The following is a 25,575-nucleotide window of genomic DNA, read 5'->3' on the forward strand; positions in this document are numbered from 1 at the left end:
CGGCACCCGAAGGGAAAATGCCTGCGGGGCGATGCCGCAACAGGCTTTCCGGTTCCTGGGCGCCGTCCGTGCTTGCGGCTCCAGCAACTCGTCGCAGGACTTATTCAACAATGGCGCATTTTCACCGAAACTACGCGTTCGCTCGCAGAAATCAACCATCTTCTGCTCATGGTTGCGTTACTAAATGATTGAATTCGAAGAATTTATGTCAGCATCCCGAAATTGGCGCCCTCGGGCGAAAAGCACGCTCTTCGCAACCGGCCGGCCGATCTTCGGCAGAAATCTCGGCCAAAATGTCAAAAAAGGTCAAAATTAACATTTGCGTAAGCCTTCAATAACTCTCCGGTAAGAATGTGCCGTTATCAGTTGGGTCGTGGCAGCAATGACCGCCGCTTCTCCGGTTCAGGTAGTGCGTACCGGAGAAAGTGAGCTTCGCCGTGTAAGGGCGAAGACGCCAGAGTTTTCGGCAGACCGCGCAGAGCCAAGGCCATGCGCGGTTTTCGCGTTTGTGTGGGAGCGTGACTGGGGCCAAGTCTTGACCTAGGGCCAAGTCTTGACCAGGGCCAAGTCTTGACCCGGGATTACCGCCCATTGTAGGCCTCGCCTGAACGAGAGGTGAATGCGGGGCCACCATGGCAAGAGCGATCATGCTGCAGGGAACCGGCTCCGATGTCGGCAAGACGGTGCTGGTCGCGGGGCTCTGCCGGCTGGCGGCCAATCGCGGGCTGACGGTCCGGCCGTTCAAGCCGCAGAACATGTCGAACAATGCGGCGGTCGCCGATGACGGCGGCGAGATCGGCCGGGCGCAGTGGCTGCAGTCGCTGGCCGCGCGCACGCCATCCTCGGTCCACATGAACCCGGTCCTGCTCAAGCCGCAATCGGAAAATGGCAGCCAGATCATCGTCCAGGGCAAGGTGTTCGGACAGGCGAAGGGGCGGGACTACCAGCGGCTGAAGCCTGAGCTGCTCGGCGCCGTGCTCGAGAGTTTCGAAAAAGTGGCTGCGGGCGCCGACCTCGTTATCGTCGAGGGCGCCGGATCGCCGGCCGAGATCAATCTCAGGGCCGGCGATATCGCCAATATGGGCTTTGCGACGCGGGCCGGTGTGCCGGTCGTGCTCGTCGGCGATATCGACCGCGGCGGCGTCATCGCCTCGCTCGTCGGCACGCATGCAATCCTCGACGATAGCGACCGGGCGATGATTGCGGGCTACATCATCAACAAGTTCCGCGGCGACGTCTCGCTGTTTGACGACGGCATCCGCGCTATCGAGGGCTTTACCGGCTGGCCGTGTTTCGGCGTCGTGCCGTGGCTGCCGGGTGCGGCGCGCCTGCCGGCCGAGGATTCGGTCGTGCTCGAACGGTTGGCAAGGGGCAGGGCCCGCGCGCTGAAGATTGCCGTGCCGGTGCTGCCGCGCATCGCCAATTTCGACGATCTCGATCCGCTGCGGACCGAGCCGGATGTCGAGCTGGTCTTCGTGCGATCAGGCGAGCGGATCCCTGCCGATGCGAGCCTCGTCGTGCTTCCCGGCTCGAAATCGACGATATCGGATCTCGCCGACTTCAGGGTCCAGGGCTGGGATCGCGATCTCCAGGCGCATGTCAGGCGCGGCGGCCGGGTGATCGGCATTTGCGGCGGCTACCAGATGCTCGGCCGGACGGTGCACGATCCGCTTGGCATCGAGGGCGGGACGCTCGAGACGCCGGGGCTTGGGCTGCTCGACATCGAGACCGAGATGGCGCCGGAAAAGACCGTGCGCAACAGCCAGGCCCACTCCACCGAATATGACGCGCCGCTTGCGGGCTACCAGATCCATCTCGGCATCACCCGCGGCCCGGATTGCGATCGGCCTTCGGCGATCATCGACGGCGCGCCCGACGGGGCGCTATCGGCCGACGGTCGGATCATGGGCACCTATCTGCACGGGCTGTTCAGCAGCGACGCTTACCGCGCGCGGCTGCTTCAAAGCTTTGGGCTGTCGGGCGAACGGAGGAATTACCGCGAGAGCGTTGAGCAGGCACTCGACGAGATCGCCGGAGAACTGGAGCGCCATCTCGATCCGCGCTGGCTGGCCGGGCTGCTCGGTTAAGCCGGATGCGTCATCCGGTCTCGTCGTTCCGCTATTGCCAAATTAGTTGACTGAGTCCATTAATTGTCGCGGCGGACCCGGTTGAGAGCGACGAAAACCATGAGCGTACTGGATAGATTTTCACTGGCAGGGCAGGTAGCGCTGGTGACCGGCGGCGGGCGTGGTCTAGGCTTCGAGATGGCGCGCGCTCTTGCCGAGGCCGGCGCGCATGTCATCGTCAACGGACGCACGGCGGCGACGCTGGAAGGCGCCGTCAGGACCATCCGTGCCGCAGGCGGCACGGCGGAGGCCGCCGCATTCGATATCGCCGACCGCGAGGCACAGCGTGCTGCGATGGCCGATATCGACAAGATCCACGGTCGTCTCGACATTTTGATCAACAATGTCGGCGCCCGCGACAGGCGGCCTCTGGCCGAATTCGACGATGATGCCATCATCGAGTTGCTGCGCACCGACCTGGCGGCGGCGATGACGCTTTCGCGCGACGCTGCCGTGTTGATGAAGCGACGCAATCACGGCCGCCTGATCGCGGTGACCTCGATCAGCGGCCATGTCGTCATGCCTGGCGACTGCGTCTATCCAGCAGCCAAGCAGGGCCTGACCGGACTGATGCGCGGCATGGCTGTCGAATTCGGCCCGCATGGCATCACCAGCAACGCGATTGCACCCGGCTGGTTTGCCACCGAGACGAACGCGGCGATGGCCGCGAACGAGGAATTGATGCCCTTCGTGCGTCAGCGCATCCCGGTTCAGCGCTGGGGGCGGCCGGACGAGATTGCCGGCGCGGCGCTGTTTCTGGCAAGTGACGCCGCTTCATTCGTCAACGGCCACGTGCTGACGGTGGACGGCGGCATGACGGTCAGGATGTGAGATATCCGTAGGCGCTGCGGCACCATCTTTCATTTCTGCGGCAATCTCACAGCTCCTCGTCGGCAGGCGAATGACTGATTGTCGTTGCCGGAGACCACGGCTAGAAATATCTGCCTGACTCGACTATTGGTTGATGTGGCAACCCCGGTGATCCATCGCCGTCCATTTGCCCGATTTCCGACCATAATCTGCGTCGGTCATTTGGAGGTTCGGAAATTAACAATCATTTTCAGTGGCTTATAGAACATGGAATCACAGCTGAGCATATTGGCGAGCTGATAGCCGGATTGTGCGATCGGCTGATCGCGGATGGCTTTCCGATCTGGCGGGGAAGCATCTCCATGCCGTCTATTCATCCCATGTATGGCGGCGTCTCGGCCAATTTCGTGCGCGGCGGTGCGACCACGATCGAGAATGCCGAATATGGCAGTGCGGCAGTGCTGAATTTCGAGAAGACCCCGATCTATTTTCTTTTGGGCCGTGGCGAAACGTCAGGTCGCTGGAATATCGCCAAGGGTGAGGGTGTCGATGACTACCCGCAGCTTGCTGAATTCGCGCATGCCGGCGGCACGGATCACCTGGTCAGCCTGCTGGAATTCCCGAAGGAGGCTGCGCTGCGTGGAGTCAGTCTGTCTCTCACAAGTGATAGGCCGGGCGGATTTTCTGATGATCAACTGGCGATTGTCACGAAGCTCTTCCCAGCGCTGGGGCTGGCTTGTTATCGCATTGCGGCATCGAAAACCGCATCGGATATCCTTGCCGTCTATACAGGCGCCAAGACAAGTGCACGCATCCTTGCAGGCGATATCCAGAGGGGAAAGGGGGGCGCCATCAATGCTGCGATCCTGCTTGCGGACCTCAGAAACTTCACGGCGCTGACTGAGGTTTATCAGCCCGGCGAAATCGCCGGGTTTCTGAATGAACATTTCGAGCTGATCGGCTGGCATGTCGAGGAAAATTCGGGCGAGATTCTCAAGTTCATGGGCGATAGCGTGCTGGCGATCTTTCCGACCGATGCCGAAGAGCCGCAAAAGGCCTGCATGGCCGCACTGGCTTCCGCAAGGAATATTCTAGAAGCCAACAAGGTGCTGAATGGTCAGCGGAGGAATGATGGAGGTCCTGACATCGGCGTCGATGTCGTGCTGCATCTCGGCGAGGTCTTCTACGGAAATATCGGCGCACGCGGCAGGCTTGATTTCACGGTGATCGGCAGCGCCGTCAACGAGGCTTCGCGGCTTGAAAAACTCTGCGGCACGCTCGGACATCACCTTCTGATGTCGGAAAGCTTCGCCGTCACTTGTGCTGTCGCCAACGACTGTCTGGGATCTTTCGAATTGCGCGGGGTTTCGAAAGCAGTAAACGTGTTCAAGCTCGCCGACGCGGTATCCTGAAACGACGATCCGGTCGGCGCGACGACGCTCAGATCTCGCCTGAGACCTCGCGGCGGCGGCGGTCGAGTTCTTCGCTGTAGCGGCGCAGCGTATAGCTTTCGCTGAGCTGGCCGATCACCTTGCGTTCGATCAGGTTGTTGACGACGGCGAGCGCTTCGCTTTCGCTCTTGTCGAAAATCGCCGCCGCCTGCCTGGCATTCATCTGCGGCTGCAGGAAATCGTTGCGGTAGTGGATGAAATCGGCAAGCGCCTTGCCCTCGTCCTGCGCGTCGGTCGGGTTGGCGTAGATCTCCGGCACCAGCACGAGGCCTGCATATTTGTCGCTCTCCTCGACGAGGATGACGCGCTGGGTCGAGCCGATCGGAAAGGCCTGCTTGAATTCCTCCAGAGAGATGCCCGCCCTTGCCGTCTTGACGTCGGCGCGCATCAGCTTGTCGACCGTCAGGTTGCGGATCCAGCCAACGTCGTGGGCGCTGCGGATGCTTTCGCCGCGCAGGTGGAAGCGCCAAGTGGCGAAGGAGTAGCCGAAGGTCGAACGTACGACGAGCGAGGAGGTGATGACGGCGGCAAGCACCAGCGCCGTGATCGGAAAATCGCCGGTGATTTCGAGCGCCAGGAACGTCATGGTCAGCGGCCCGCCGATGACGGCGACGGCAAGCGAACTCATGCCGACCACGGCATAGATGACCGGCGTCAGCGTCGCATCGGCGAAATAGGGGCCGCAATAGGCGAAGAGCTTGCCGAGCAGGGCGCCCATGAACAGCGAGGCGAAGAACAGCCCGCCCCTGAAGCCGGAGCCGATCGAGATCGCCGAGGCGAAGGATTTCAAGAGGAAGAGGCCGATCAGCGTCGGGATCGCCACCTCATGGGAAAGGTTGAGATGCAGCGCGCCGTGGCCGGCCGAGAGCACCTGAGGCGAGATCATCGCCAATAGCCCGACGATGATGCCGCCGAGCGCCGGGCGGAAGGGTGGGGCGATCGAGCTCTTGCGCGCCAGCTCCTCGACAAAGGCGACGCCCTGCATGATCAGGATGCCGACACCGGCGCAGAAAGCGCCGAGCAGCAGTGCCGGGATATAATCGGCCGGCACGACCGAGCCGAAGCTGCCGATATCGATGGTGAAATCGCTGCCGGCGAGCAGCCTTGCGATCAGGGTGGAGACAAGGGCGGAGACGACGACCGGGGTCAGCGAGACGATCGTATAGGTGCCGATGATCAGCTCGAAAGCATAGAAGGCGCCGGTCAACGGCGCGTTGAAGGCGGCGGCGATGGCGCCCGCCGCGCCGCAGCCAACGAGGGTGCGCAGGTCCGAGCGGCGAAGCTGCAGCTTCAGGCCGAATTTTGAGGCGAGGCCGGCGGCAAGCTGGGTATAGCCGGCTTCCAGGCCGACGGAGGCGCCGAAACCGTTGGAGATCAGGTTCTGCACGGCAACGATGATGCTGTCGGTCAGGGACAGGCGGCCGCCATGCAGCGCATTGGCCTCGATCGGGTCGACCATCGGCTTCTTGCGCCGTTTCGCCAGCACGAAAAGCAGCAGACCGAGCAGGGCGCCGCCGATGACGGGGGCGGTGAGCAGCAGCAGCTTGTTCTCGATCTCGGACGAGCTCAACCTTTCGCTGTCGGCAATACCGAAGACCAGCTGATGCAGCTCGTTGGAGACGTAGCTCATGCCGGTGACGGCAAGACCCGAGATGATGCCGACGACGGCGCCCGCCAGCGCCAGGCCGACCTCGCTACGGCGGGTCAGCGCCCGCAGGCGTCCCGGATCGAAGAAAACACGCAGCGCGCGGAAACGGCGCCGATCCAATTTCATAAGCATGGCTAGACAACTAGGCGGGGAGAGGCCCGGTCAAGGGCAGAGATGGTCACGCAGTCCGATTGCGATGCAATTGCGGCGAAAAGCCGGCGGTTGGAATAAATTTCGATGACGTAAGTCTCTGAATAAATGACGATATTTTAGGTAGGGTAAGTCGTGTTTGGGTAGGTGCATCTCGGAACCGGCGATCGGGCGACGCCAAGGCCGGTTGACTTCATCCCTGCGCTTGCCTAACCATCCCTCAACGGATGGTCGACTGACTATCCTGAGATAACGGATGGTTCCGGATCGGTGTTGCGCCCTTCCGGATCAAAAGGGAATGTGACGGGGCGGACCCAAGCCGGGCGCCTTCATCACAGCCGACCCCGCGACTGTAGAGCGGTCAGGGTCTTCCATCCGGCATCAGGCCCTTTCCGGCTGGCGGCTTGCAATCATGCAAGCGGGCGGGATGGGCAGCATGCCGGAAAAGCCACTGGATATGCATGGTGATCAACCGGGGTCGGACGCCTCTCAAGTCTACGAATCGTCCACCTTTTCACCGATGCAGCCGGGAAGGCGAGGATGATCCGCTGGCACGATCAGGGCGACCGGTTTCCGGTCTGCCCCGATCGAGGCCGATAACCGCGAGCCAGGAGACCTGCCATGCGTGCCGGGCGAGAAGCCCACACCTGGGCGCTATGCCCGTTGCCAGCACGGAGGTTGTCTTGGCTGAACGATTGAATTCGGCGCGGCCTGGTGCGGCGCGACTTGCTTTCCCTTCTCCCCAGCGGGGAGAAGGTGGCCCGCAGGGTCGGATGAGGGCGGCGGCACGGCGTGCCCTATCTCATCAACAGAGCGCTTTCACATGACGGCTGCCCCCTCCAACATCGTCTTCATCCTCGGCGGCGCACGTTCCGGCAAATCCCGGTTCGCCGAAGACCTCGTGACGGCGACCGGCTTCGACCGTCACTATGTAGCCACCGGGCGGGCATGGGACGAGGAGATGCGAGCGCGCATCTCCCAACACCAGGCCGACCGGGGTCCGTCCTGGACAACGCATGAAGAACCGTTCGATCTCGTCGGTAAACTCGCCGCCATCGACGGCGAGGGGTGCATCGTGCTGATCGATTGCCTGACGCTCTGGGTCACCAATCTGATGATCGAGGATCGGGACATGGCGGCGGAATTTGCCGCGCTTGCCGATTTCCTGCCTAAGGCGAAAGCGCGGCTCGTTTTCGTTTCCAACGAGGTCGGTCTCGGCATCGTGCCGGATAATCGCATGGCGCGGGACTTTCGCGATCATGCCGGCCGGCTGCACCAATCGATCGCGGCGAAAGCCACTGAGGTCTATTTCATCGCGGCAGGCCTGCCGCTGAAAATGAAGGGTTAAGTCCATGAACCAGCAGAAAATTCCCGCAACCGTCATCACCGGCTTCCTCGGTGCCGGCAAGACGACGATGATCCGCAACCTGCTCACCAATGCCGGCGGCAAGAAGATTGCGCTTATTATCAACGAGTTCGGCGATCTCGGCGTCGACGGCGACGTTCTAAAGGGCTGCGGTGCAGACAACTGCACCGAGGACGACATCATCGAACTCACCAACGGCTGCATCTGCTGCACCGTCGCCGACGATTTCATTCCGACGATGACCAAGCTGCTCGAGCGCGAACAGCGGCCCGACCATATCGTCATCGAAACATCTGGCCTTGCCTTGCCGCAACCGCTGGTCGCCGCCTTCAATTGGCCTGACATCCGCACCCAGGTAACCGTCGACGGCGTCATCACGGTGGTCGACAGCGCCGCCGTTGCCGCCGGCCGTTTCGCCGACGATCATGATGCCGTCGACGCGCGACGGGCCCAGGATGAATCGCTCGACCACGAAAGCCCGATTGAGGAGCTGTTCGAGGACCAGCTCACCTGCGCCGATCTCATCGTGCTCAACAAGACAGACCTGATCGACGCTGCCGGCCTTATCAGGGTGCGCGACGAGGTCGCCTCCCGCACGCTACGCAAGCCCGTGATGATCGAAGCGAAGAACGGCGAGGTGTCGGCCGGCATCCTGCTCGGCCTCGGCATCGGCACGGAGGACGATGTCGCCAATCGTAAGTCGCATCACGAGCTGGAGCACGAGGATGGTGCGCCCCACGACCATGACGAATTCGACAGCTTCGTCGTCGAGCTCGGACCCATTGCCGATCCCGCCGGCTTCGTCGAAGCGCTGAAGGGCATCATTGCCGCCCACGATGTGCTGCGGCTCAAGGGTTTCGTCGATGTCTCGGGCAAGCCGATGCGCCTGCAGCTCCAGGCCGTCGGCAGCCGCATCGATCACTATTTCGACCGCGCCTGGACCCCTGGCGAAAAACGCGCCACGCGCCTCGTCGTCATCGGCCTGCATGAGATGGACCAGGGCGCGGTGAGGGCGGCGATCGAGGCGCTGGCGTAACCCGATGCATCTGCTTCTGGCCCAGCAGGGAACGATCAGCGACGGCGAGGAGGCAATCGACCTCGGGCAGACGCCGGGCGATATCCTGTTCCTGTCGGCTGCCGACAGCGAGCTTGCCGCGATCGCCGCCGCCCATCGCGAGCGCGATGGGCCGTATTCGCTCAGGCTCGCCAGCCTGATGAGCCTCAAGCATCCGATGTCTGTCGACACCTATGTCGAGCGCACTGCGCGGCATGCCAAGCTGATTGTCGTGCGGGCGCTCGGGGGCGCCAGCTATTTCCATTATGCGCTGGAAGCGCTGCATGCGGCAGCGTCCCGCGCTGGGACACTGATTGCGGTGCTGCCGGGCGATGCCAGGCCAGATGCGGGGCTGATTCCTTTTTCCAATGTTGATCTGGACGATCTCAACGCGCTCTGGGCCTATCTGATCGAGGGCGGCGACGCCAATGCGCGGGCCTTTCTCGATTATACCGGGGCGATGCTGTCGGGCACGGAGAAGCCGGCACCGGCGGCGCCCTTGATGAAGGCCGGCATCTGGTGGCCGGGGCGGGGATTGATCGGGGTTGAGGAGTGGCGGCGGGTTGTTGCTGCGGAGATATCTTCGCGTGTGGCACCCCCCTCTGTCCTGCCGGACATCTCCCCCACAAGGGGGGAGATCGGCAAGTTGCCAGCGCTTCCCACAAAAGAACCGTTTGAAGATTCCGCACCTTCCGCCGAAGAGATGGAGAGAGGCCTCTCATCCTCGATCTCCCCCCTTGTGGGGGAGATGTCCGGCAGGACAGAGGGGGGTACCTCAAGTTCGGCGGAAGAGGTGGGATTCGAACCCACATCTTCTCCCATCGTCGCCATCAGCTTCTACCGCGCCCTCGTCCAAAGCGGCGAGACCGGGCCGATCGAAGCTCTCATCGGAGCGCTGACGACACTCGGCCTGCGCCCGCTGCCGGTCTTTGCTTACAGCCTCAAGGATCCGATTTCGACAGGCATTCTCGAGAGCGTGTTTTCGGCGCTGAAACCCGATGTCGTCATCAACACGACCGGCTTTGCCGTCTCGGCACCGGGTGCAGACCGGCAGCCGACGGTGCTGGAGGCGAATGAGGCGATCGTGCTGCAGGCGATCTTGTCGGCTTCGTCGAGGGAGGCATGGGCGGCTTCCTCACAGGGCTTGTCGGCGCGCGATCTCGGCATGAACGTGGCACTGCCTGAGGTCGACGGCCGGGTGCTGGCGGGAGCGATCTCCTTCAAGACGGCGGCGCGTTACGATGCTGCGGTCGAGACGAATATTGTCGCTAGCGAACCGGATGCTGGCCGGGTACGTTATACGGCGGAGCTCGCCGCCAATTGGGCGCGGCTGCGGAAGACTTCCGCCGGCGCCCGGCGCATCGCGCTGGTCATGGCGAATTATCCAAACCGCGACGGTCGGCTCGGTAACGGCGTCGGTCTCGATACGCCGGCCGGCACGATCGAGGTTCTTCGCGCCATGCAAACGGCGGGTTATCCGGTCGCCGACATCCCGGCCGACGGCGATGCGCTGATCGGCCATCTGATGGAAGGGCCGACCAACTCCGGCCATGACGGCAGGGTCATCCGCGAGACGCTTTCCCTGAGTCGCTACAACGGCTTCCTGGAATCTCTTCCGAAAAAGATTCAGGACGAGATGAGAGCCCGCTGGGGCGATCCCGAGGACGATCCATATTTTCGCGAGGGCGCTTTCGCTCTGCCGTTCGCCCGTTTCGGCGAGGTGCTCGTCGGTATCCAGCCGGCGCGGGGCTACAATATCGATCCGAAGGAAAGTTATCATTCGCCGGATCTTGTGCCGCCGCACGGTTATCTCGCCTTCTATGCGTTCCTGCGGCGCGAGTTCGGTGCGCATGCGGTCATCCATATGGGCAAACACGGCAATCTCGAATGGCTGCCAGGCAAGGCGCTGGCGCTGTCGGAAAGCTGCTATCCCGAGGCGATCCTCGGGCCGCTGCCGCATCTCTATCCCTTCATCGTCAACGATCCGGGCGAGGGTACGCAGGCCAAGCGCCGCAGCGCGGCCGTCATCATCGACCACCTGACGCCGCCCTTGACCCGGGCCGAAAGCTACGGGCCGCTGAAGGATCTGGAGGCGCTGGTCGATGAATATTACGAGGCGTCGGGCGGCGATCCTCGTCGCATCCGTCTGCTCAGCCGTCAGATCCTCGATCTGGTGACCGATATCGGGCTTGATCGGGATGCGGGCATTGCAAAGGGTGAAAGCGAGGGTGAGGCGCTGAAGAAGCTCGACGCCTATCTCTGCGATCTCAAGGAAATGCAGATCCGCGATGGGCTGCATGTGTTCGGTGTGTCGCCCGAGGGGCGGCTGCTGACGGACTTGACGGTGGCGCTGGCGCGGGTGCCGCGCGGGTTGGGCGAGGGCGGGGATGCAAGTTTGCAGCGGGCGATCGCTGTGGATGCGGGATCGGGCGGCGTGCGGGGGATACTCCCATCTGTCCTGCCGGACATCTCCCCCACAAGGGGGGAGATCGGCAAGTCGCTAGGGCTTCCCACAAAAGAATCGTTGGAGAATACTGTACCGTTGTCCGAGGAGATGGAGCGAGACCTCTCATCCTCGATCTCCCCCCCTGTGGGGGAGATGTCCGGCAGGACAGAGGGGGGTGTCTCCTCCTTCGACCCTCTCGACACCGACATGGCCGCTCCCTGGGCCGGCCCACGTCCTGATATCCTCGCGGATGTTCTCGGCGCTCCCTGGCGCACCAATGGCGACACCGTCGAGCGCATCGAATTGCTCGCTGCAAAGTTCGTCTCCGGCGAGATAGAGTGCCCGGCCCTCTGGTCTAAAACCGGGTTGGTACTCTCCGAAATCGAAACCCGTCTTAAGCCCTCCATCCTCGCCTGCGGCCCGGCCGAAATCGCCGGCCTGTTCGCCGGCCTCGACGGCCGCTTCGTCGCACCCGGTCCCTCCGGCGCGCCGACGCGCGGGCGGCCGGACGTACTGCCGACCGGGCGCAATTTCTACTCGGTCGACAGCCGTGCGGTGCCGACGCCGGCCGCCTACGAGCTCGGCAGGAAATCGGCGGAGCTGCTGGTGCGCCGTTATGTGCAGGATCACGGCGAATGGCCTGTCTCCTTCGGGCTGACGGCCTGGGGCACGTCGAACATGCGCACGGGCGGCGATGATATCGCCCAGGCCCTGGCGCTGATCGGCGTCAAGCCGCTCTGGGACATGAGCTCGCGCCGTGTCACCGGCTACGAGATCATTCCGCCGGCGATGCTCGGGCGGCGGCGCGTCGACGTGACGCTCCGCATTTCCGGCTTCTTCCGCGATGCCTTTCCCGAGCAGATCGCGCTGTTCGACAAGGCGATCCGTGCCGTGGGCGGGCTTGAAGAGGACGAGGCCGACAATCCGATCGCGGCGCGCATGCGTGGCGAGGCGGTAAGGCTTGCGGCTGCCGGCCTGGACGAAGTCTCGGCAAAGCGTCGGGCGGGCTATCGCGTCTTCGGCTCGAAGCCTGGTGCCTATGGCGCCGGCCTGCAGGCGCTGATCGATGAAAAAGGCTGGGAGCGGCGCGCCGATCTCGCCGAAGCCTATCTCGTCTGGGGCAGCTATGCCTATGGTGCCGGCGAGGAGGGCAAGGCCGAACGCGGCCTGTTCGAGGAGCGGCTGCGTTCGGTGCAGGCTGTGATCCAGAACCAGGACAACCGCGAGCATGATCTGCTCGATAGTGATGACTATTACCAGTTCGAGGGCGGCATGGCGGCGGCGGCCGAGCAACTCGCCGGGACGCGCCCGTCGATCTATCATAACGACCATTCCAGGCCGGAAAGGCCGGTGATCCGCTCGCTGGAAGAGGAAATCGGCCGGGTGGTGCGCGGGCGTGTCGTCAATCCGAAATGGATCGCGGGCGTCATGCGCCATGGCTACAAGGGCGCCGCCGAGATCGCCGCCACGGTCGATTATCTTTTTGCCTTTTCGGCAACGACGGGTGCGGTTGGCGAACATCATTTCGAGGCCGTGTACCAGGCCTTTGTCACCGATCCCGCCGTGCGTGACTTCATGATCGAGAAGAACTCGGCGGCATTCGACGAGATGAGGGAGCGGCTCAGCGAAGCAATCGACCGCAGCCTCTGGACGCCGCGCAGCAATTCGGCCCGGTTCGACCTGGCCGCTAAACGATAGAATGAGGTGAACCAATGAGCGACGAAGCACCAGAGAACGAGATCCCGGGAAACGAAACCGGAAAAGACGACGCGCGCCATGCCGAGAAGATGGCGAAGAAGAAGGCCGCGCGCGACAAGATCATGGCGACCAAGACCGACGGCAAGGGCCTGATCATCGTCCATACCGGCAAAGGCAAGGGCAAGTCGTCTTCCGCCTTCGGCATGATCTTCCGCCATATCGCCCATGGCAAGCCGTCAGCCGTCGTGCAGTTCATCAAGGGTGCGATGTGGACCGGCGAGCGCGATCTGATCGAGAAGCATTTCTCCGATCTCTGCCAGTTCCACACGATGGGCGAGGGTTTCACCTGGGAAACGCAGGACCGCGCCCGCGATGTCGCCGCAGCCTCGGCCGCCTGGGAAAAGGCCAAGGAGCTGATCCGCGACGAGCGCAATTCCATGGTGCTGCTCGACGAGATCAACATCGCGCTACGCTACGACTATCTCGATATCAACGAGGTGGTGGAATTCTTAAAGACCGAAAAGCCCGCCATGACGCATGTCGTGCTGACCGGCCGCAACGCCAAGGAGGAGTTGATCGAGATCGCCGATCTGGTCACCGAGATGGAACTGATCAAACATCCCTTCCGCTCCGGCATCAAGGGCCAGCCAGGCGTCGAGTTCTGAGGCGGTCAGTTGAGCGCGAGGCTGCGCAGGATGGCGGCCGTTTCGTCGTCTGCCGGGAAGAAGGATTCGACCGCGAGTTCCGACAAAGTGATGTCGACGGGGGTGCCGAAGACCGTCGTTGTCGAGATCAGCGAAAGCAAGCCAGCTTTGGTCGAAAGCTGAAGGGGAACAGCGATGCCGGCATGGTCGGTATGGACGTCGCCAGCAGTTTTGAGCGCTGGATAGGAAAGCAACTCCTTCAAAAGCTTGTCCAGCATTGGATCTCCCGAAGCCGAGAACTGTTGGCGCAGCCTGCCGATAAGGTGGGCGCGCCACTCGGAGAGGTTTTTGATATGGGGCGCCAATCCCTGTGGATGCAGACTGAGGCGCAGTACGTTGACGGGCGGCGTGAGCAGGGACTGGTCGGCAACGGCTGAGAGCAGCGGAGCGATGGCCGCATTGGCTGCGATGAGTGTCCAGTGGCGGTCGACGGCAATTGCTGGGAAGGGCTCGTGCCCTTTCAGCACCATGTCGATGGCGCGACGGGCCGGTTCCAGTGCGGGATCGTCGAGCGCGCGTTCGGCAAAAACAGGAGCGAAACCCGCCGCGAGCAGCAGCGGGTTCCGATCGCGAAGGGGCACGTCGAGCCGTTCGGCAAGATGCAGCAGCATGTCGCGGCTCGGTGTCGAGCGCCCGCTCTCGATGAAGCTCAGATGCCGCTGCGAGATCTCAGCCTCCAGCGCGAGGTCGAGCTGGCTCATGCGGCGGCGCTGGCGCCATTCGCGTAGATGGTCTCCAAGGGAGCGGGCGGTTGGCGTCATCAGGCGGCTTCCGGCAGCAAATCTATGAAGCCGCGGACGGATTTCAACTTGCCGCCTTCGAGCTCGGCGAAATCCGTGCCCTTGATCAGCGCTTCGCCATTTTCCGGGCCGAGGCCCCAGGAGAAGCGCAGGTTGTCGCCATAGCCGTCGGCCTCCCCGATCAGGGCGAAGCGGAAGCCGGGGAAGCGGCTTTGCACGGCCTCAACCAGCGAGTTGATCTGTTCATGGCCTTCGCCGCGCATCAGTGGGTCGATATAGGTCGCGGCTTTGCTCCAGCTCTCAGCGATGAGAGCGCGGCGGCGGGCGGCGTCCGACTCATTCCAGATGGCGAGATAGCGCTCTGCGTTGGTGTTTGCGTCGTTCATCAGGTCATCTCCTTTGATCGCCCGTCAATTCCAGGCAGCCCGATCATGCGGGAAGGCGATGCATCTTATCAATTACGTCAGAGGTAATGGAAGATGGTCGAGGGGGCGGTCAGACGCCGAGCCAGACACGCACCGGATTTGCCGGGTCGGCGAGCAGCTTTACCGCAAGGGCGACGCAGCCGATCACGAGCAGCGGCTTGATGAGCTTTGCGCCGATGCGCATGGCAAGCCGCGAGCCCAGCTGCGCGCCGAGGAACTGGCAGGCACCCATCAACAGGCCGATCTTCCAGAGTATCGCACCGAAGCTCGCGAAGACGATCAGCGCGCCGAAATTCGAGCCGAGATTGAGAAGCTTGGTGTGGGCCGTCGCCTTCAGCACGCCGAAGCCGGCGAGCGTGACGAAGGCCAGCATGAAGACGGAGCCCGTGCCGGGGCCGAAGACGCCGTCATAGAAGCCAATGACGGGTACCAGCGTCAGGCCGAAGGTAAAGGGAGTCACGCGGCGGTGCGTGTCGAGGTCGTTGAGGTTCGGCTTGACGGCGAAGAAGATGGCGATCGCGACTAGGAGCACCGGCATGATGGCCTGTAGCAACTGGCCTGGAACAATAGTGGCGAGTGCCGCGCCGAGCGCCCCGCCGATGATGGCCATCAGCGCCATCGGCAATTGTTCCGTAAGCTGCACATGACCCTTGCGGGCGTAGGCGATCGTGGCCGAGGCGGCGCCGAAGAGGGACTGCACCTTGTTGGTGCCGAGGGTCTGGAGCGGCGGAATGCCGGCGATCAGCATGACGGGAACGGTGATGAGGCCGCCGCCGCCGGCAATAGAATCGATGAAACCGGCAAAGAAAGCCGCTGCGCAGAGCAGCAGAAGCAGATGGAAGGCGATATCGGGCAAGGTGGTATTCCGGGGAGGGATTTCGGACGGCCTTGTTGCATTTGCCGTCCCAAGCTGCAATGGCTGCAACGACATGGGCAGGGCGTATTTGACGGTTTCCATGAGCGATATCTCTTTCGATACGGCGAGGCTCCACGTGCTCGGCCTCGGCTGCGAGCGCGGGACGTCGCCTGCCGAGGTGCTGGCGCTTGCGATCGAGGCGCTCGATGTAGCCGGTATTGGCGCGGCGGAACTCGCAGCCATTGCCTCGATCGACAGCCGAAGACTGGAGCCGGCGATCCTTGCAGTTGCCGCGCATTTTTCCGTGCCTGCCGTGTTCTTCGACGCGCCGCGGCTGGAGCAGGAGACGCCGCGGCTTGCGAATCCCTCTGCGATCGTCTTTGCCCGCGTCGGCTGCCATGGGGTCGCCGAGGCCGCTGCGCTTGCGGCTGCGGGGCCGGATGCCGATCTTGCCGTCGCCAAGATCAAATCTGCACATGCGACGGTGGCAGTTGCCTGCAGCGGGTTGCAGAAAGCCTAATGGACGTTATGGTGGCGGCAATTCGCGGCGCCGTCCGGCAGCTTCGCGGTTCACATTCAGAGGATATCTCATGCATAAGGTCATCTATGACACGGACCCTGGCGTCGACGACGCCATGGCGCTTCTCTTCCTGCACCGTCATCCCGAAATCGACCTTCTCGGCATCACCACCGTCTTCGGCAATGCTTCAGTCGAGACGACGACGCGCAATGCGCTCTTCCTGAAGCGTGAATGGAATATTCCGGCGCCCGTTTCCAAAGGCGCCAGCGTCACCATCGATTCCTCGCGCACGGAGCGGCCATGGCCGGCCATGGTGCATGGCGATAACGGCCTCGGTGATATCGACGTGCCCGAGACGATCGACCTGCCGCTCGATCCGCGCCCGGCGCATCGCTTCATCATCGATACGGTGCGCGCCAATCCGGGCGAGGTACGCCTTGTCGCCGTCGGCCGGATGACCAATCTGGCGCTGGCGTTCAAGGAAGACCCCCAGATTGCGACGCTGGTCAAGGACGTCGTCATCATGGGCGGCAATTTCTATGTGCCGGGCAACGTTTCGCCGGTCGCCGAGGCCAATATCCACGGTGATCCCGAAGCTGCCGACATCGTCATGACCGCGCCGTGGAAGGTGGCCGTCATCGGCCTGGACGTCACCGCAATCACCACGATGAGCCGCAGCTATCTCGGCGAAATGGCAGCTAGGGGTGACAAGGCGGTCAAGCAGCTCGACGCACTTTCGCAGTCCTACATCGATTTCTACAAGCATGCGGTCGAAGACGGCATGATGGTGCATGACAGCTGCGCTTGTGTCTATGCCGTGGCGCCGGAGCTGTTCTCGTCGATATCGGGTGCGGTGCGTGTCGTCTGCGGCGGCATCGCCGATGGCCAGACGATCGTCAAGCGGGACGGCCGGCATTTTCCGCCTGATGGAGAATGGGACGGCCTGCCGAGCCAGATCGTCTGCACCGGCATCGAATCGCAGAAGGTCATCGACCTCATCCGCAACACGCTGCTTGCCGCCTGACGGACTGGAAGGCCGGCCGCGCCGCGGCTAGCCTTTGTGATGATATTATAATGTATTCATATTGTTGGGTGGGTTTGTTGCGAAAGCGAATCCGCCTCTTCACAAAGTGAGTCATAGCAATCTCAGCAACTTCCAGTGAGGTGACGGGCGCGGCGTTGACCTTGCCCTTTGCGGGGCCTAGATCAGCAACATGATCGATGCCGCATTCTCCCATCTTCCGGCGCTGGAGCCGGGCAGTGTCTGGCTGGTTGGCGCCGGTCCCGGCGATCCCGGGCTTTTGACGCTGCTCGCCGCCAAGGGGCTTTTCGAGGCCGACGTCATCGTCCACGATGCGCTGGTCAATGAGGAATGTCTGGCGCTGGCGAGGCCGGGAACGCTGGTGGAGTATGCCGGCAAGCGCGGCGGCAAGCCTTCGGCGAAGCAGCGCGATATTTCGCTGCGGCTGGTGGAGTTGGCGCGCGCCGGCAAGCGGGTGCTGCGGCTGAAGGGCGGCGATCCCTTCGTCTTCGGGCGCGGCGGTGAGGAGGCATTGACGCTGGTCGAGCACAATATTCCGTTCCGCATCGTGCCCGGCATCACCGCCGGGATCGGTGGGCTCGCCTATGCCGGCATTCCGGTGACGCATCGCGACATCAACCATGCCGTGACCTTCCTGACCGGCCATGATTCTTCCGGCATCGTGCCCGACAGGATCAACTGGGAGGCGATCGGCCGAGGCTCGCCCGTCATCGTCATGTACATGGCGATGAAGCATATTGCCGAGATCAGCGCCCGCCTGATCGCAGCAGGCCGGCTGCCGTCCGAGCCCGTCGCCTTCGTCTGCAATGCCGCCACCGGCCGGCAGCAGGTGCTGGAGACGACGCTCGGAGAGGCAACCGAGGCTGTTGCCGCTTCAGGGCTCGAACCGCCGGCGGTTGTCGTCGTCGGCGAGGTGGTGCGGCTCAGGGCTTCACTCGATTGGCTCGGTGCACTGGCTGGGCGGCGCTTGCTGCCCGATCCGTTCCGCCGATCCGGCAAGGTGCGGGCATGAGCGGCCTCCTGATCGCAGCGCCGTCCTCCGGCGCCGGCAAGACGACGGTGACGCTCGGGCTGCTCAGGGCGCTTCGCCGGCGCGGCATCGCGGTCGCGCCCGGCAAGGCCGGCCCTGACTATATCGACCCTGCCTTCCATGCGGCGGCAAGCGGCACGCTCTGTCTGAATTTCGATCCCTGGGCGATGCGCCCGGAACTGATTTCGGCCAATGCTGCCCTGCACCGCTCCGGCGACCGCATCCTCGTCATCGAGGCGATGATGGGGCTTTTCGACGGCGCGGCTGACGGCAAGGGCACGGCCGCCGATCTTGCCGCCCAGCTCGGCCTTTCCGTGGTGCTCGTCGTCGACGCCTCGCGCATGTCACAGTCGGTGGCGCCGCTGGTTGCCGGTTTTGCCGGTTTTCGCGCCGATGTCCGCGTTGCCGGCGTCATCCTCAACAAAGTCGGCAGCGACCGGCACGAAGCGATGCTGCGACAGGCGCTGGATTCTATCCGCATGCCCGTCATCGCCGTCATCGGCAGCGACAAAGGACTTTCCCTGCCGGAGCGTCACCTCGGGCTCGTCCAAGCTGGTGAACACGCTACGCTCGACGGTTTCATTGACCATGCGGCGGATGCCGTTTCCGAGGAATGCAATTTCGAATTTCTGCTGCGCATCGCCAGGCAGGGGCTCAACCGGCCATCGGCCGCCAATATCGATCGGTTGCCGCCGCTGGGTGCCCGCATCGCCGTGGCGCGCGATGTCGCCTTTGCCTTTTCCTACGAGCATATGCTGCTCGGATGGCGCCGCCGGGGTGCTGTTATCTCTTTCTTCTCGCCGCTCGCCGACGAGGCGCCGGCTGGCGATGCCGATGCGATCTATCTGCCTGGCGGTTATCCCGAGTTGCATGCCGGACGGCTCGCAGAGGCGCAGAATTTCCGCGCCGGCATGCTTGACGCGGCGGCGCGCGACGTCAGGATCTACGGCGAGTGCGGCGGCTACATGGTGCTCGGTGACGGGTTGATTGATGCGGAGGGCAAGCGCCATCAGATGCTCGGCCTGCTTCCCGTCGTCACCAGCTATGCCGAGCGCAAACGCCATCTCGGCTATCGCCGTGTTGTGCCCCTCGACGGCGCCTTCTTTGCGCGGATGATGACGGCCCATGAATTCCACTATTCCAGCGTCGTCTTCGAGGGCGAGGGCAAGCGGCTTTTTCAGGTGCAGGATGCGCTCGGGACCGATCTGGGGGCTGCCGGTCTCCGGCGCGACCAGGTGGCTGGCTCCTACATGCATCTGATCGATCTTGCCGGAGCAACGGCTGCATGAGCGCACCGATCGCCCATGGCGGCGGCATCACCGCCGCTGCCGTTGCCTTCGGCGGCAGACCGGAAGATTGGCTCGATCTTTCCACGGGCATCAACCCGTGCCCCGTCGCTCTGCCGGACATTCCCGCAAGGGCCTGGCATCGCCTGCCGGATAGGCACTTCGTCGACGAGGCGAGCCGTGCGGCGCGCGATCACTATGGCTGCGGTGAGATCCTGCCGCTGCCGGTACCAGGCACACAATCGGCGATCCAGCTTCTGCCGCGTCTTATTCAGGCGGACGATACGATCGCCGTGACGGACGAACGGGTGGCCGTGACAGACAGTAGGGTTGCCGTGGTATCGCCGACCTATGGCGAGTATGCGCGCGCCTTCGCCTCGGCCGGTTTTGCCGTCGATACGGTCGACGATCTTGCCGCGATCGGGAGCGAGCATCGGCTGGCCATCGTCGTCAATCCGAACAATCCCGATGGCAGGGTCTGGCCGGCCGAAATGCTGATTGCCCTGCATGGCAGAATGAAATCGGCGAACGGCTTTCTCGTCGTCGACGAGGCCTTCGGTGATGCCGATCCGGCGCTCAGCCTCACATCCCGTGCGCCGCAGCTTCCGAACCTCATCATCTTCCGTTCTTTCGGCAAGTTCTTCGGGCTTGCCGGCCTGCGGCTCGGTTTTGCGATTGCGCGAGATGATATTCTCGCGCGTTTCGAAGACTGGTTGGGTCCCTGGGCGGTCTCCGGCCCGGCTCTTTCGATTGCGGGTTCGCTGCTGCGCTCAGATGTCTCTCCGATTCGCGGTCGCATCAATGAACGCTGCGCCGGCCTGCATGGGGTGCTCAAGGGCGCCGGGTTGCAGATCTCAGGAGGGACGGCACTCTTCACCCTTGTTGCTGATGCGAGAGCCGGCGACATTTACACGCATCTTTGCCGCCATCATATTCTCGTCCGCAAGTTCGACTATGCGCCGGATTGGCTGCGTTTCGGGCTGACGCCCGATCCGGCGGCCGACAGGCGGCTTGGCGAAGCCCTTCAGAGATTTGAGCGATGACGATCGACGAAAACCTTCTCGTACTGCTTCTGGCGCTGCTGCTCGACCGGATCGCCGGCGATCCGCAATGGCTGTGGTCGCGGGTGCCGCATCCCGTCGCCATCTTCGGCGCGGCGATCTCCTATGCCGACCAGCAGCTCAACCCATCAAGCCTGACGGGTTCGCAACGCCGGATGAACGGCGTCGCCGCCATCCTGGCGCTGCTTCTTCTGGCAGTGGCCGGAGGCCTCGTGTTCGACCGGTTCTTCGCGCTGTTCGGCCTTGCCGGCATTCTGCTGGAAACGGGGCTGGTGGCGATCTTCTTGGCGCAAAAAAGCCTTGCCGATCATGTCGCAGCCGTCGCCACCGCTCTTCGCGGCGAGGGGCTTGCCGGCGGCCGGGCCGCGGTCTCACGTATCGTCGGGCGCGATCCCGAGACTTTGGACGAACCGGCCGTGTGCCGCGCGGCGATCGAAAGCCTTGCCGAGAATTTCTCCGATGGCGTCGTGGCGCCGGCGCTCTGCTATGCCGTCTTCGGCCTGCCGGGGCTGCTCGCCTACAAGATGCTGAACACAGCCGATTCGATGATCGGCCACAGGTCGGAAAAATACATCGATTTCGGCTGGGCGGCGGCCCGGCTCGACGATATCGCCAACTGGCCGGCCGCCCGCCTCTCGATCCTGCTGATCGCCGCCGGCGCCTGGATCAAGCGCGGCACCAGTGCCAGCCGAGAAGCGGTTCGGGTGGCGATGCGCGATGGCGGCCTGCACCGCTCGCCGAATTCCGGCCGGCCGGAAGCGGCAATGGCCGGTGCGCTCAATGTCCAACTCGCCGGGCCTCGGGTCTATGGCGGCGTCATCGTGGCCGAGCCGATGATCAACAATCCCGGGCGCGATATGGCCACTGCGGCCGACATCGAGGACGGCGTTTCGGTGTTCTATGCCAGCTGCATGGTGTTTACGGGCATCATCTTCGGGCTGTTCTTGTGTTTTCTCTAGGTACCCCACCCGGTGGACATGGCCGACGCAAAGGTTTATTCGAACCGCCTCATATCTTATCAGACGGAAGCAGAGCGATGACAGTCCAGGTTGAATTACCGTGCCCGAAGTGCAAAAGCACCAAGATGAAGTTCGAGCGCCCGGAGATCCGGGAGACCGACATCATCACCTGCGCTGCCTGCGGCCATAATCTCGGTACGATGGCCTCGATCCGCGAGAAGATGAACAAGGCCTATCAGCGGCTGAATCAGCCTTCGGCGGCGCGCAAGCTGCAGTAAGCGGGCGCTGCCTTCCTGCGGCGCATCGTGTCCGGCCAGTCCCGTTAGAATTGTGATTACCATTCGGGTTAAAGTTATAGAATAAGTATTGCCGTAGTCTCTCTGCCCTGAGGGCGCAATTAAGCTGCGCGAGTTCGAAGAGGGGTTATGATGAAGACGATTTTGGCGGCTGCGGCCGCAAGTTTATTGCTGCAGTTTTCTCCTGTTGCCGCTCAGGCGGCAACGCTGGTCGCCAATATCAGCATCGGCAAGCAGACGATGACTGTTTCCGAGAACGGCTTTGTCAAGTATCGCTGGAAGGTTTCGACCGCGCGCAACGGCTATGTCACGCCGACCGGTTCGTGGCGCGCCAAGTGGCTGTCGCGCGATCACCGCTCAAGGAAATACGACAATGCGCCGATGCCGTACGCCGTGTTCTTCAACGGCGGTTATGCCGTTCACGCCACCTTCGACCTGAAGCGCCTGGGCCGGCCGGCCTCGCATGGCTGTGTTCGGCTGCATCCCGACAATGCCGCCGAGTTCTTCTCGCTGGCCAGGCAGGCCGGCCTTGCCAATACCCGCGTGGTTATTACCCGCTGATCTCGGATCAGCAAATCGACAGCTGATCCCGTTTTATGCGCTGATCATCCGCTCCAGCTCATCCATGTCGGGCACGATGATATGTCGGAAGTTCTCGATGCGGATGACGCCGCTCTTGCGCAGCCTGGTCATCTGGCGGCTGACGGTTTCGATCGTCATCCCGAGAAAATCGGCGATCTCGGCGCGGGACAGCGGCAGGTCGAAAGCGGTGCTCGTGGCGGTCTGCGGTTCAGCGTGTGTGGCGATGAGGTAAAGCAGGCTTGCGACTTTCTCGCCTGCGGTGCGCCGGCCGAGGGTCAGCATCCATTCGCGTGCGGCATCCAACTCCTTCAATGCCTGATCGTGCAGACGGCGTTGCAGCTCCGGCGTCTCCGATATCATGCGGTCGATCAGATTACGGGGGAAGACGCAGATTTCGGCGTCGGTCGCGGCTTCCGCGGACAGCGTGCTTTCGCGCACGAAAGGCCTGCCGACGAAATCGGGGGCGAATTGCAGGCCGACGATCTGTTGGCGTCCGTCCTGCATCATCTTGCAGAGCTTCACCACCCCGCGCATGATGTTCGAATAGAAAGAGCTTTCCGACCCCTGGGCGATGATCTCGCAGCCGGCCTCGACCTTGCGGCGCAGAGAGTGGCGGTTGAGCTCCCTCAGTTGACCATTGGACAGAGCGCCGCAGACGACGCCGTGCCGCGCCTGGCAGGAAGCGCAAGCGACGGGAGTGCCGGTCTCGAAAAGCTCACTGCGGGCAACATCCATGTCCTGATCCCTTTTGAAATCCTCGTCTGGCTGGCACGACTGGCGCGTCCGGCATGGCCAGCATGCCCCGCATGCCCCAGCGCCGCTTGAGGATTATCAATTTCGCCGAGATCTCTGTTTGATCTAGATCAAACCATACCCGCCCAGGGGTTTTGTCGGGTACCGTGCTTGCCCGGTGCGAGGGCGGTCCGTGGGTTTGATTCGGACGGCTTCTTCGACCTGCCGGCGGTGCTGGCCTTCCACAGGGCCTCGCCTTCCGCCTCGACGCCTGTTCGGGTGACGGCAGAGGCCGGCATTCCATTGCTGTTTAGGCAACACCCGACCGGCAAATTGCGGTAGCGGCGGGACGAAAGCATTGGCTTTTGAAATGGATTTGCCTATGAGGGGGTCTAAATCGTCATTTCATGAGGTACAGCGCGTGACCGCTACATTCGATAAAGTTGCCGACATTATTGCAGAAACCAGCGAGATCGACCGCGCGACGATCACGCCGGAGAGCCATACGATCGACGACCTCGGTATCGACAGCCTCGATTTCCTCGACATCGTCTTTGCGATCGACAAGGAATTCGGCATCAAGATCCCGCTCGAAAAGTGGACGCAGGAAGTCAACGAAGGCAAGGTTTCCACCGAAGAATATTTCGTGCTGAAGAACCTGTGCGCCAAGATCGACGAGCTCAAAGCAGCCAAGGCCTGAGCGATATACCAGTCTTTTTTGAACGCCCTGCCGCCGTGAATATGGCGGCCGGGCGGTTTCGTTCCTAACTAGTGCGTGCCGCCCAAAAGTGCGCAGCGGTTTTGGGACAACGGCATGCATAAAAACAAAGACCTAAAGTGCGAACCAGGCGTGCTTTAGGCGTCACCGGCGGGCGGATCTGGCCTGTCGGGCCGGAGGATCCGAATGCTGCTGGAATATTTCCAGATGATTGACCGCGTTGAAGCGGTGGACCTGAAGAAAGGCACGCTTAAGGCGCGATCCGTCGTGCCGGCGAAGAGCCCCGTCTTCGAGGGTCATTTTCCCGGTATGCCGCTCGTTCCCGGCGTGCTCCTGATCGAGACCATGGCCCAGGCCTCCGGCATGCTGGTGCTTGCCGTCACCAATTTTGCCGCCATGCCCTTCCTGATGACGGTCGACGGCGCCAAGATGCGCACCTTTGTCGAACCGGAAGCCGTGCTCGACATCGAGGCAGTGCTGGAGCATGACGGTTCGGGTTTCGCCGTGACCAAGGCTAAAATCACCAGCGGCGGGAAGAAGGTCTGCGATGCGCAGCTGAAACTGCGCACCATGCCGTTTTCCGAGGTGCCGCTCGGCGATATCGTGAAGAAACGTGCCGGCGAGATCGGGCTTCTCGAAGCGATCGCGGCGCAGGGAGTGATTGGATGAGCAAGGCTGCAAACGACGTCGTCATCTCGGGCATCGGCATCGTCACCTGTCAGGGCGTCGGTAAGGATGCGCATATCGGGCTGCTTTCGGCCGCCAGCACGCCGAAGGCGATCGTCGAGACCGAGAAGTTCAAGCCCTATCCGGTGCATCCACTGCCCGAGATCGACTGGTCGCAGCAGATCGCCAAGCGCGGTGATCAGCGCCAGATGGAGAACTGGCAGCGCATCGGCGTCTTCGCCGCCGGCCTTGCGCTCGATGATGCTGGTTTCAAGGATGATATCGAGGCCTGCGGCACGATGGACATGATCGTGGCGGCCGGCGGCGGCGAGCGTGATATCAATGTCGACACACTGATCGTCGACGAGGCGCTCAAGCGCAATGACCGCGAGCTGCTGCTCAACGAGAAGCTGACGACTGAGCTGAGGCCGACGCTGTTCCTCGCCCAGCTTTCCAACCTGCTCGCCGGCAATATCTCGATTGTGCACAAGGTCACCGGCTCGTCACGCACCTTCATGGGCGAGGAAGCGGCCGGCATATCCGCCGTCGAGACCGCCTTCTACCGCATCAAATCAGGCGAATCCTCGCATGCACTGGTTGGAGGCGCCTTCGCGGCCGAACGGCCAGATATGATCCTGCTCACCGAAGCGATCGGCGCCCATGCACGCGGCGACTGGGTGCCGCTCTGGTCGCGCAAGCCGAGCGACGGCGGCGGCATGATCACCGGTTCGGCAGGCGCCTTCCTGGTGCTCGAATCGCGCAAACACGCCGAAGCCCGCGGCGCCCATATCTATGCAGTCATCGACGCGGTCGAGGGCGATCGCGGCAACCGCAATTCCGGCAATCTCGAAGTCCGGCTGGAGCGGCTTTTGGCACCGGCTGCCGGGCTTGCCGCCGAAAGCACGGCGATCTTTTCCGGATCGACCGGCATGCACGATCTTGCCGCTCGCGAGCGGGCGGTGCTCGAACATCAATTGCCCGACGTTGCGATCCGCGGCTTCGGCGGCGTCACCGGCCATACGATCGAGACGCAGTTCACCCTGGGTCTGGCGCTTGCAGCCCTTGCCGTCGATGGCAAGGCAAAAGTTCCGCCCTTCGATGCCGCCCATGAGGCGCCGATGCGGGCAGGCGCCACTGCCGCCGTCGTGACCACGGTCGGACACCAGCGCGGCGAGGGTGTTGCCGTTCTTTCCGCAGATGCGTGAGGAG

General features: G+C 62.9%; 23 protein-coding genes and 1 riboswitch. Of the genes, 18 read left to right on the forward strand and 5 right to left on the reverse strand.

All coding sequences use genetic code 11. The features are described 5' to 3' along the window. The first annotated feature begins 632 nt into the window (after positions 1 to 632). The 3 genes from G9X64_RS26065 to G9X64_RS26075 all read left to right on the forward strand — a co-directional run bounded on the left by G9X64_RS26065 (position 633) and on the right by G9X64_RS26075 (position 4,348). On the forward strand, positions 633 to 2,087 hold the full coding sequence (locus G9X64_RS26065) for a cobyric acid synthase (protein ID WP_168311585.1): 1,455 nt from the start codon (positions 633 to 635) through the stop codon (positions 2,085 to 2,087). Positions 2,088 to 2,186: 99 nt separating this feature from the next. Next, positions 2,187 to 2,957 carry an SDR family oxidoreductase gene (locus G9X64_RS26070; protein ID WP_168311584.1) on the forward strand — a complete coding sequence of 257 codons (771 nt, stop codon included), beginning with the start codon at positions 2,187 to 2,189 and terminating at the stop codon, positions 2,955 to 2,957. A gap of 341 nt (positions 2,958 to 3,298) precedes the next feature. Beyond that, positions 3,299 to 4,348, forward strand: a complete 1,050-nt coding sequence (locus G9X64_RS26075) for an adenylate/guanylate cyclase domain-containing protein (RefSeq protein ID WP_246271023.1) — start codon at positions 3,299 to 3,301, stop codon at positions 4,346 to 4,348. Between the two features lie 28 nt (positions 4,349 to 4,376). On the opposite strand, the gene G9X64_RS26080 is transcribed toward G9X64_RS26075, so the two are convergent. Then, positions 4,377 to 6,167 carry a chloride channel protein gene (locus tag G9X64_RS26080; RefSeq protein WP_168311583.1) on the reverse strand — a complete coding sequence of 597 codons (1,791 nt, stop codon included), beginning with the start codon at positions 6,165 to 6,167 and terminating at the stop codon, positions 4,377 to 4,379. Between the two features lie 258 nt (positions 6,168 to 6,425). After that, positions 6,426 to 6,823: riboswitch (cobalamin riboswitch) on the forward strand. A 185-nt stretch (positions 6,824 to 7,008) separates the two neighbouring features. On the opposite strand from G9X64_RS26080, the gene cobU reads away from it, so the two are divergent. Genes cobU through cobO form a run of 4 tightly spaced genes read left to right on the forward strand, consistent with a single transcriptional unit; the run spans position 7,009 to position 13,414 of the window. Continuing rightward, a complete protein-coding gene (gene cobU, locus G9X64_RS26085; protein WP_168311582.1) occupies positions 7,009 to 7,533 on the forward strand; it encodes a bifunctional adenosylcobinamide kinase/adenosylcobinamide-phosphate guanylyltransferase in 525 nt (174 codons plus the stop codon). A gap of 4 nt (positions 7,534 to 7,537) precedes the next feature. Beyond that, positions 7,538 to 8,587 carry a cobalamin biosynthesis protein CobW gene (gene cobW, locus G9X64_RS26090; protein WP_168311581.1) on the forward strand — a complete coding sequence of 350 codons (1,050 nt, stop codon included), beginning with the start codon at positions 7,538 to 7,540 and terminating at the stop codon, positions 8,585 to 8,587. Between the two features lie 4 nt (positions 8,588 to 8,591). Then, the gene (gene cobN, locus G9X64_RS26095; protein WP_171377646.1) at positions 8,592 to 12,749 is read left to right on the forward strand and encodes a cobaltochelatase subunit CobN; all 4,158 of its coding nucleotides are present in this window, start codon (positions 8,592 to 8,594) and stop codon (positions 12,747 to 12,749) included. A 14-nt stretch (positions 12,750 to 12,763) separates the two neighbouring features. Next, positions 12,764 to 13,414, forward strand: a complete 651-nt coding sequence (cobO, locus tag G9X64_RS26100; protein ID WP_168310937.1) for a cob(I)yrinic acid a,c-diamide adenosyltransferase — start codon at positions 12,764 to 12,766, stop codon at positions 13,412 to 13,414. A 5-nt stretch (positions 13,415 to 13,419) separates the two neighbouring features. Here cobO and G9X64_RS26105 read toward each other — a convergent pair whose 3' ends face one another. The 3 genes from G9X64_RS26105 to G9X64_RS26115 form a co-directional block, all read right to left on the reverse strand. Further along, positions 13,420 to 14,214: a helix-turn-helix domain-containing protein gene (locus G9X64_RS26105; RefSeq protein ID WP_168310936.1), complete on the reverse strand. Its 795-nt coding sequence runs from the start codon at positions 14,212 to 14,214 to the stop codon at positions 13,420 to 13,422. Beyond that, positions 14,214 to 14,579: a nuclear transport factor 2 family protein gene (locus G9X64_RS26110; protein ID WP_168310935.1), complete on the reverse strand. Its 366-nt coding sequence runs from the start codon at positions 14,577 to 14,579 to the stop codon at positions 14,214 to 14,216. Before G9X64_RS26110 ends, G9X64_RS26105 begins: the two co-directional genes overlap by 1 nt. A gap of 109 nt (positions 14,580 to 14,688) precedes the next feature. Continuing rightward, complete coding sequence (locus G9X64_RS26115; protein WP_168310946.1) at positions 14,689 to 15,474, reverse strand: TSUP family transporter; 786 nt, start codon at positions 15,472 to 15,474, stop codon at positions 14,689 to 14,691. Between the two features lie 100 nt (positions 15,475 to 15,574). Between G9X64_RS26115 and G9X64_RS26120 the strand changes: the two genes are divergently transcribed. The 8 genes from G9X64_RS26120 to G9X64_RS26155 all read left to right on the forward strand — a co-directional run bounded on the left by G9X64_RS26120 (position 15,575) and on the right by G9X64_RS26155 (position 22,229). Continuing rightward, positions 15,575 to 15,994 (forward strand): cobalamin biosynthesis protein, encoded by a 420-nt coding sequence (locus tag G9X64_RS26120; protein WP_168310934.1) that lies wholly within the window; start codon positions 15,575 to 15,577, stop codon positions 15,992 to 15,994. Between the two features lie 70 nt (positions 15,995 to 16,064). Further along, positions 16,065 to 17,018: a nucleoside hydrolase gene (locus G9X64_RS26125; protein WP_168310933.1), complete on the forward strand. Its 954-nt coding sequence runs from the start codon at positions 16,065 to 16,067 to the stop codon at positions 17,016 to 17,018. Between the two features lie 190 nt (positions 17,019 to 17,208). Beyond that, the gene (gene cobA / locus G9X64_RS26130; protein ID WP_168310932.1) at positions 17,209 to 18,048 is read left to right on the forward strand and encodes a uroporphyrinogen-III C-methyltransferase; all 840 of its coding nucleotides are present in this window, start codon (positions 17,209 to 17,211) and stop codon (positions 18,046 to 18,048) included. Continuing rightward, positions 18,045 to 19,355 carry a cobyrinic acid a,c-diamide synthase CobB gene (locus tag G9X64_RS26135; RefSeq protein ID WP_168310931.1) on the forward strand — a complete coding sequence of 437 codons (1,311 nt, stop codon included), beginning with the start codon at positions 18,045 to 18,047 and terminating at the stop codon, positions 19,353 to 19,355. The genes cobA and G9X64_RS26135 overlap by 4 nt, the downstream gene beginning before the upstream one ends. Next, positions 19,352 to 20,395 (forward strand): threonine-phosphate decarboxylase CobD, encoded by a 1,044-nt coding sequence (gene cobD / locus G9X64_RS26140; RefSeq protein ID WP_168310930.1) that lies wholly within the window; start codon positions 19,352 to 19,354, stop codon positions 20,393 to 20,395. Before G9X64_RS26135 ends, cobD begins: the two co-directional genes overlap by 4 nt. Then, positions 20,392 to 21,372, forward strand: coding sequence for an adenosylcobinamide-phosphate synthase CbiB (gene cbiB, locus G9X64_RS26145; RefSeq protein ID WP_168310929.1), 981 nt, complete (start codon positions 20,392 to 20,394; stop codon positions 21,370 to 21,372). The genes cobD and cbiB overlap by 4 nt, the downstream gene beginning before the upstream one ends. 77 nt (positions 21,373 to 21,449) lie before the next feature. Then, the gene (locus tag G9X64_RS26150) at positions 21,450 to 21,650 is read left to right on the forward strand and encodes an ECs_2282 family putative zinc-binding protein (RefSeq protein WP_168310928.1); all 201 of its coding nucleotides are present in this window, start codon (positions 21,450 to 21,452) and stop codon (positions 21,648 to 21,650) included. Between the two features lie 147 nt (positions 21,651 to 21,797). Continuing rightward, positions 21,798 to 22,229, forward strand: a complete 432-nt coding sequence (locus tag G9X64_RS26155) for a L,D-transpeptidase (RefSeq protein ID WP_246271024.1) — start codon at positions 21,798 to 21,800, stop codon at positions 22,227 to 22,229. A 33-nt stretch (positions 22,230 to 22,262) separates the two neighbouring features. Here G9X64_RS26155 and G9X64_RS26160 read toward each other — a convergent pair whose 3' ends face one another. Continuing rightward, entirely contained in the window at positions 22,263 to 22,985 is a 723-nt protein-coding gene (locus G9X64_RS26160) for a Crp/Fnr family transcriptional regulator (RefSeq protein ID WP_168310927.1), read from the reverse strand. A 418-nt stretch (positions 22,986 to 23,403) separates the two neighbouring features. Here G9X64_RS26160 and G9X64_RS26165 point away from each other — a divergent pair, with 418 nt between their 5' ends. The 3 genes from G9X64_RS26165 to G9X64_RS26175 all read left to right on the forward strand — a co-directional run bounded on the left by G9X64_RS26165 (position 23,404) and on the right by G9X64_RS26175 (position 25,571). Further along, positions 23,404 to 23,682, forward strand: a complete 279-nt coding sequence (locus G9X64_RS26165) for an acyl carrier protein (RefSeq protein ID WP_003540486.1) — start codon at positions 23,404 to 23,406, stop codon at positions 23,680 to 23,682. 204 nt (positions 23,683 to 23,886) lie between these two features. Then, positions 23,887 to 24,369 (forward strand): 3-hydroxyacyl-ACP dehydratase FabZ family protein, encoded by a 483-nt coding sequence (locus tag G9X64_RS26170; RefSeq protein ID WP_003540474.1) that lies wholly within the window; start codon positions 23,887 to 23,889, stop codon positions 24,367 to 24,369. After that, entirely contained in the window at positions 24,366 to 25,571 is a 1,206-nt protein-coding gene (locus G9X64_RS26175; RefSeq protein ID WP_168310926.1) for a beta-ketoacyl-ACP synthase, read from the forward strand. The genes G9X64_RS26170 and G9X64_RS26175 overlap by 4 nt, the downstream gene beginning before the upstream one ends. Positions 25,572 to 25,575 lie beyond the last annotated feature (4 nt).

Origin of the sequence: Rhizobium sophorae, from assembly GCF_013087515.1 — a bacterium.
GTDB lineage: Bacteria > Pseudomonadota > Alphaproteobacteria > Rhizobiales > Rhizobiaceae > Rhizobium > Rhizobium sophorae.

Excerpts from the sequence above, each read along its gene's own strand:
- G9X64_RS26150 (WP_168310928.1), top strand. The coding sequence starts at position 21,450 with ATGACAGTCCAGGTTGAATTACCGTGCCCGAAGTGCAAAAGCACCAAG.
- G9X64_RS26175 (WP_168310926.1), top strand. The coding sequence starts at position 24,366 with ATGAGCAAGGCTGCAAACGACGTCGTCATCTCGGGCATCGGCATCGTC.
- cbiB (WP_168310929.1), top strand. The coding sequence starts at position 20,392 with ATGACGATCGACGAAAACCTTCTCGTACTGCTTCTGGCGCTGCTGCTC.
- G9X64_RS26070 (WP_168311584.1), top strand. The coding sequence starts at position 2,187 with ATGAGCGTACTGGATAGATTTTCACTGGCAGGGCAGGTAGCGCTGGTG.
- G9X64_RS26155 (WP_246271024.1), top strand. The coding sequence starts at position 21,798 with ATGATGAAGACGATTTTGGCGGCTGCGGCCGCAAGTTTATTGCTGCAG.
- G9X64_RS26170 (WP_003540474.1), top strand. The coding sequence starts at position 23,887 with ATGCTGCTGGAATATTTCCAGATGATTGACCGCGTTGAAGCGGTGGAC.
- G9X64_RS26075 (WP_246271023.1), top strand. The coding sequence starts at position 3,299 with ATGCCGTCTATTCATCCCATGTATGGCGGCGTCTCGGCCAATTTCGTG.
- cobA (WP_168310932.1), top strand. The coding sequence starts at position 17,209 with ATGATCGATGCCGCATTCTCCCATCTTCCGGCGCTGGAGCCGGGCAGT.
- G9X64_RS26080 (WP_168311583.1), bottom strand. The coding sequence starts at position 6,167 with ATGCTTATGAAATTGGATCGGCGCCGTTTCCGCGCGCTGCGTGTTTTC.
- G9X64_RS26135 (WP_168310931.1), top strand. The coding sequence starts at position 18,045 with ATGAGCGGCCTCCTGATCGCAGCGCCGTCCTCCGGCGCCGGCAAGACG.
- G9X64_RS26120 (WP_168310934.1), top strand. The coding sequence starts at position 15,575 with ATGAGCGATATCTCTTTCGATACGGCGAGGCTCCACGTGCTCGGCCTC.
- cobU (WP_168311582.1), top strand. The coding sequence starts at position 7,009 with ATGACGGCTGCCCCCTCCAACATCGTCTTCATCCTCGGCGGCGCACGT.
- G9X64_RS26110 (WP_168310935.1), bottom strand. The coding sequence starts at position 14,579 with ATGAACGACGCAAACACCAACGCAGAGCGCTATCTCGCCATCTGGAAT.
- cobW (WP_168311581.1), top strand. The coding sequence starts at position 7,538 with ATGAACCAGCAGAAAATTCCCGCAACCGTCATCACCGGCTTCCTCGGT.
- cobO (WP_168310937.1), top strand. The coding sequence starts at position 12,764 with ATGAGCGACGAAGCACCAGAGAACGAGATCCCGGGAAACGAAACCGGA.
- G9X64_RS26065 (WP_168311585.1), top strand. The coding sequence starts at position 633 with ATGGCAAGAGCGATCATGCTGCAGGGAACCGGCTCCGATGTCGGCAAG.
- cobN (WP_171377646.1), top strand. The coding sequence starts at position 8,592 with ATGCATCTGCTTCTGGCCCAGCAGGGAACGATCAGCGACGGCGAGGAG.
- G9X64_RS26125 (WP_168310933.1), top strand. The coding sequence starts at position 16,065 with ATGCATAAGGTCATCTATGACACGGACCCTGGCGTCGACGACGCCATG.
- G9X64_RS26160 (WP_168310927.1), bottom strand. The coding sequence starts at position 22,985 with ATGGATGTTGCCCGCAGTGAGCTTTTCGAGACCGGCACTCCCGTCGCT.
- cobD (WP_168310930.1), top strand. The coding sequence starts at position 19,352 with ATGAGCGCACCGATCGCCCATGGCGGCGGCATCACCGCCGCTGCCGTT.
- G9X64_RS26105 (WP_168310936.1), bottom strand. The coding sequence starts at position 14,214 with ATGACGCCAACCGCCCGCTCCCTTGGAGACCATCTACGCGAATGGCGC.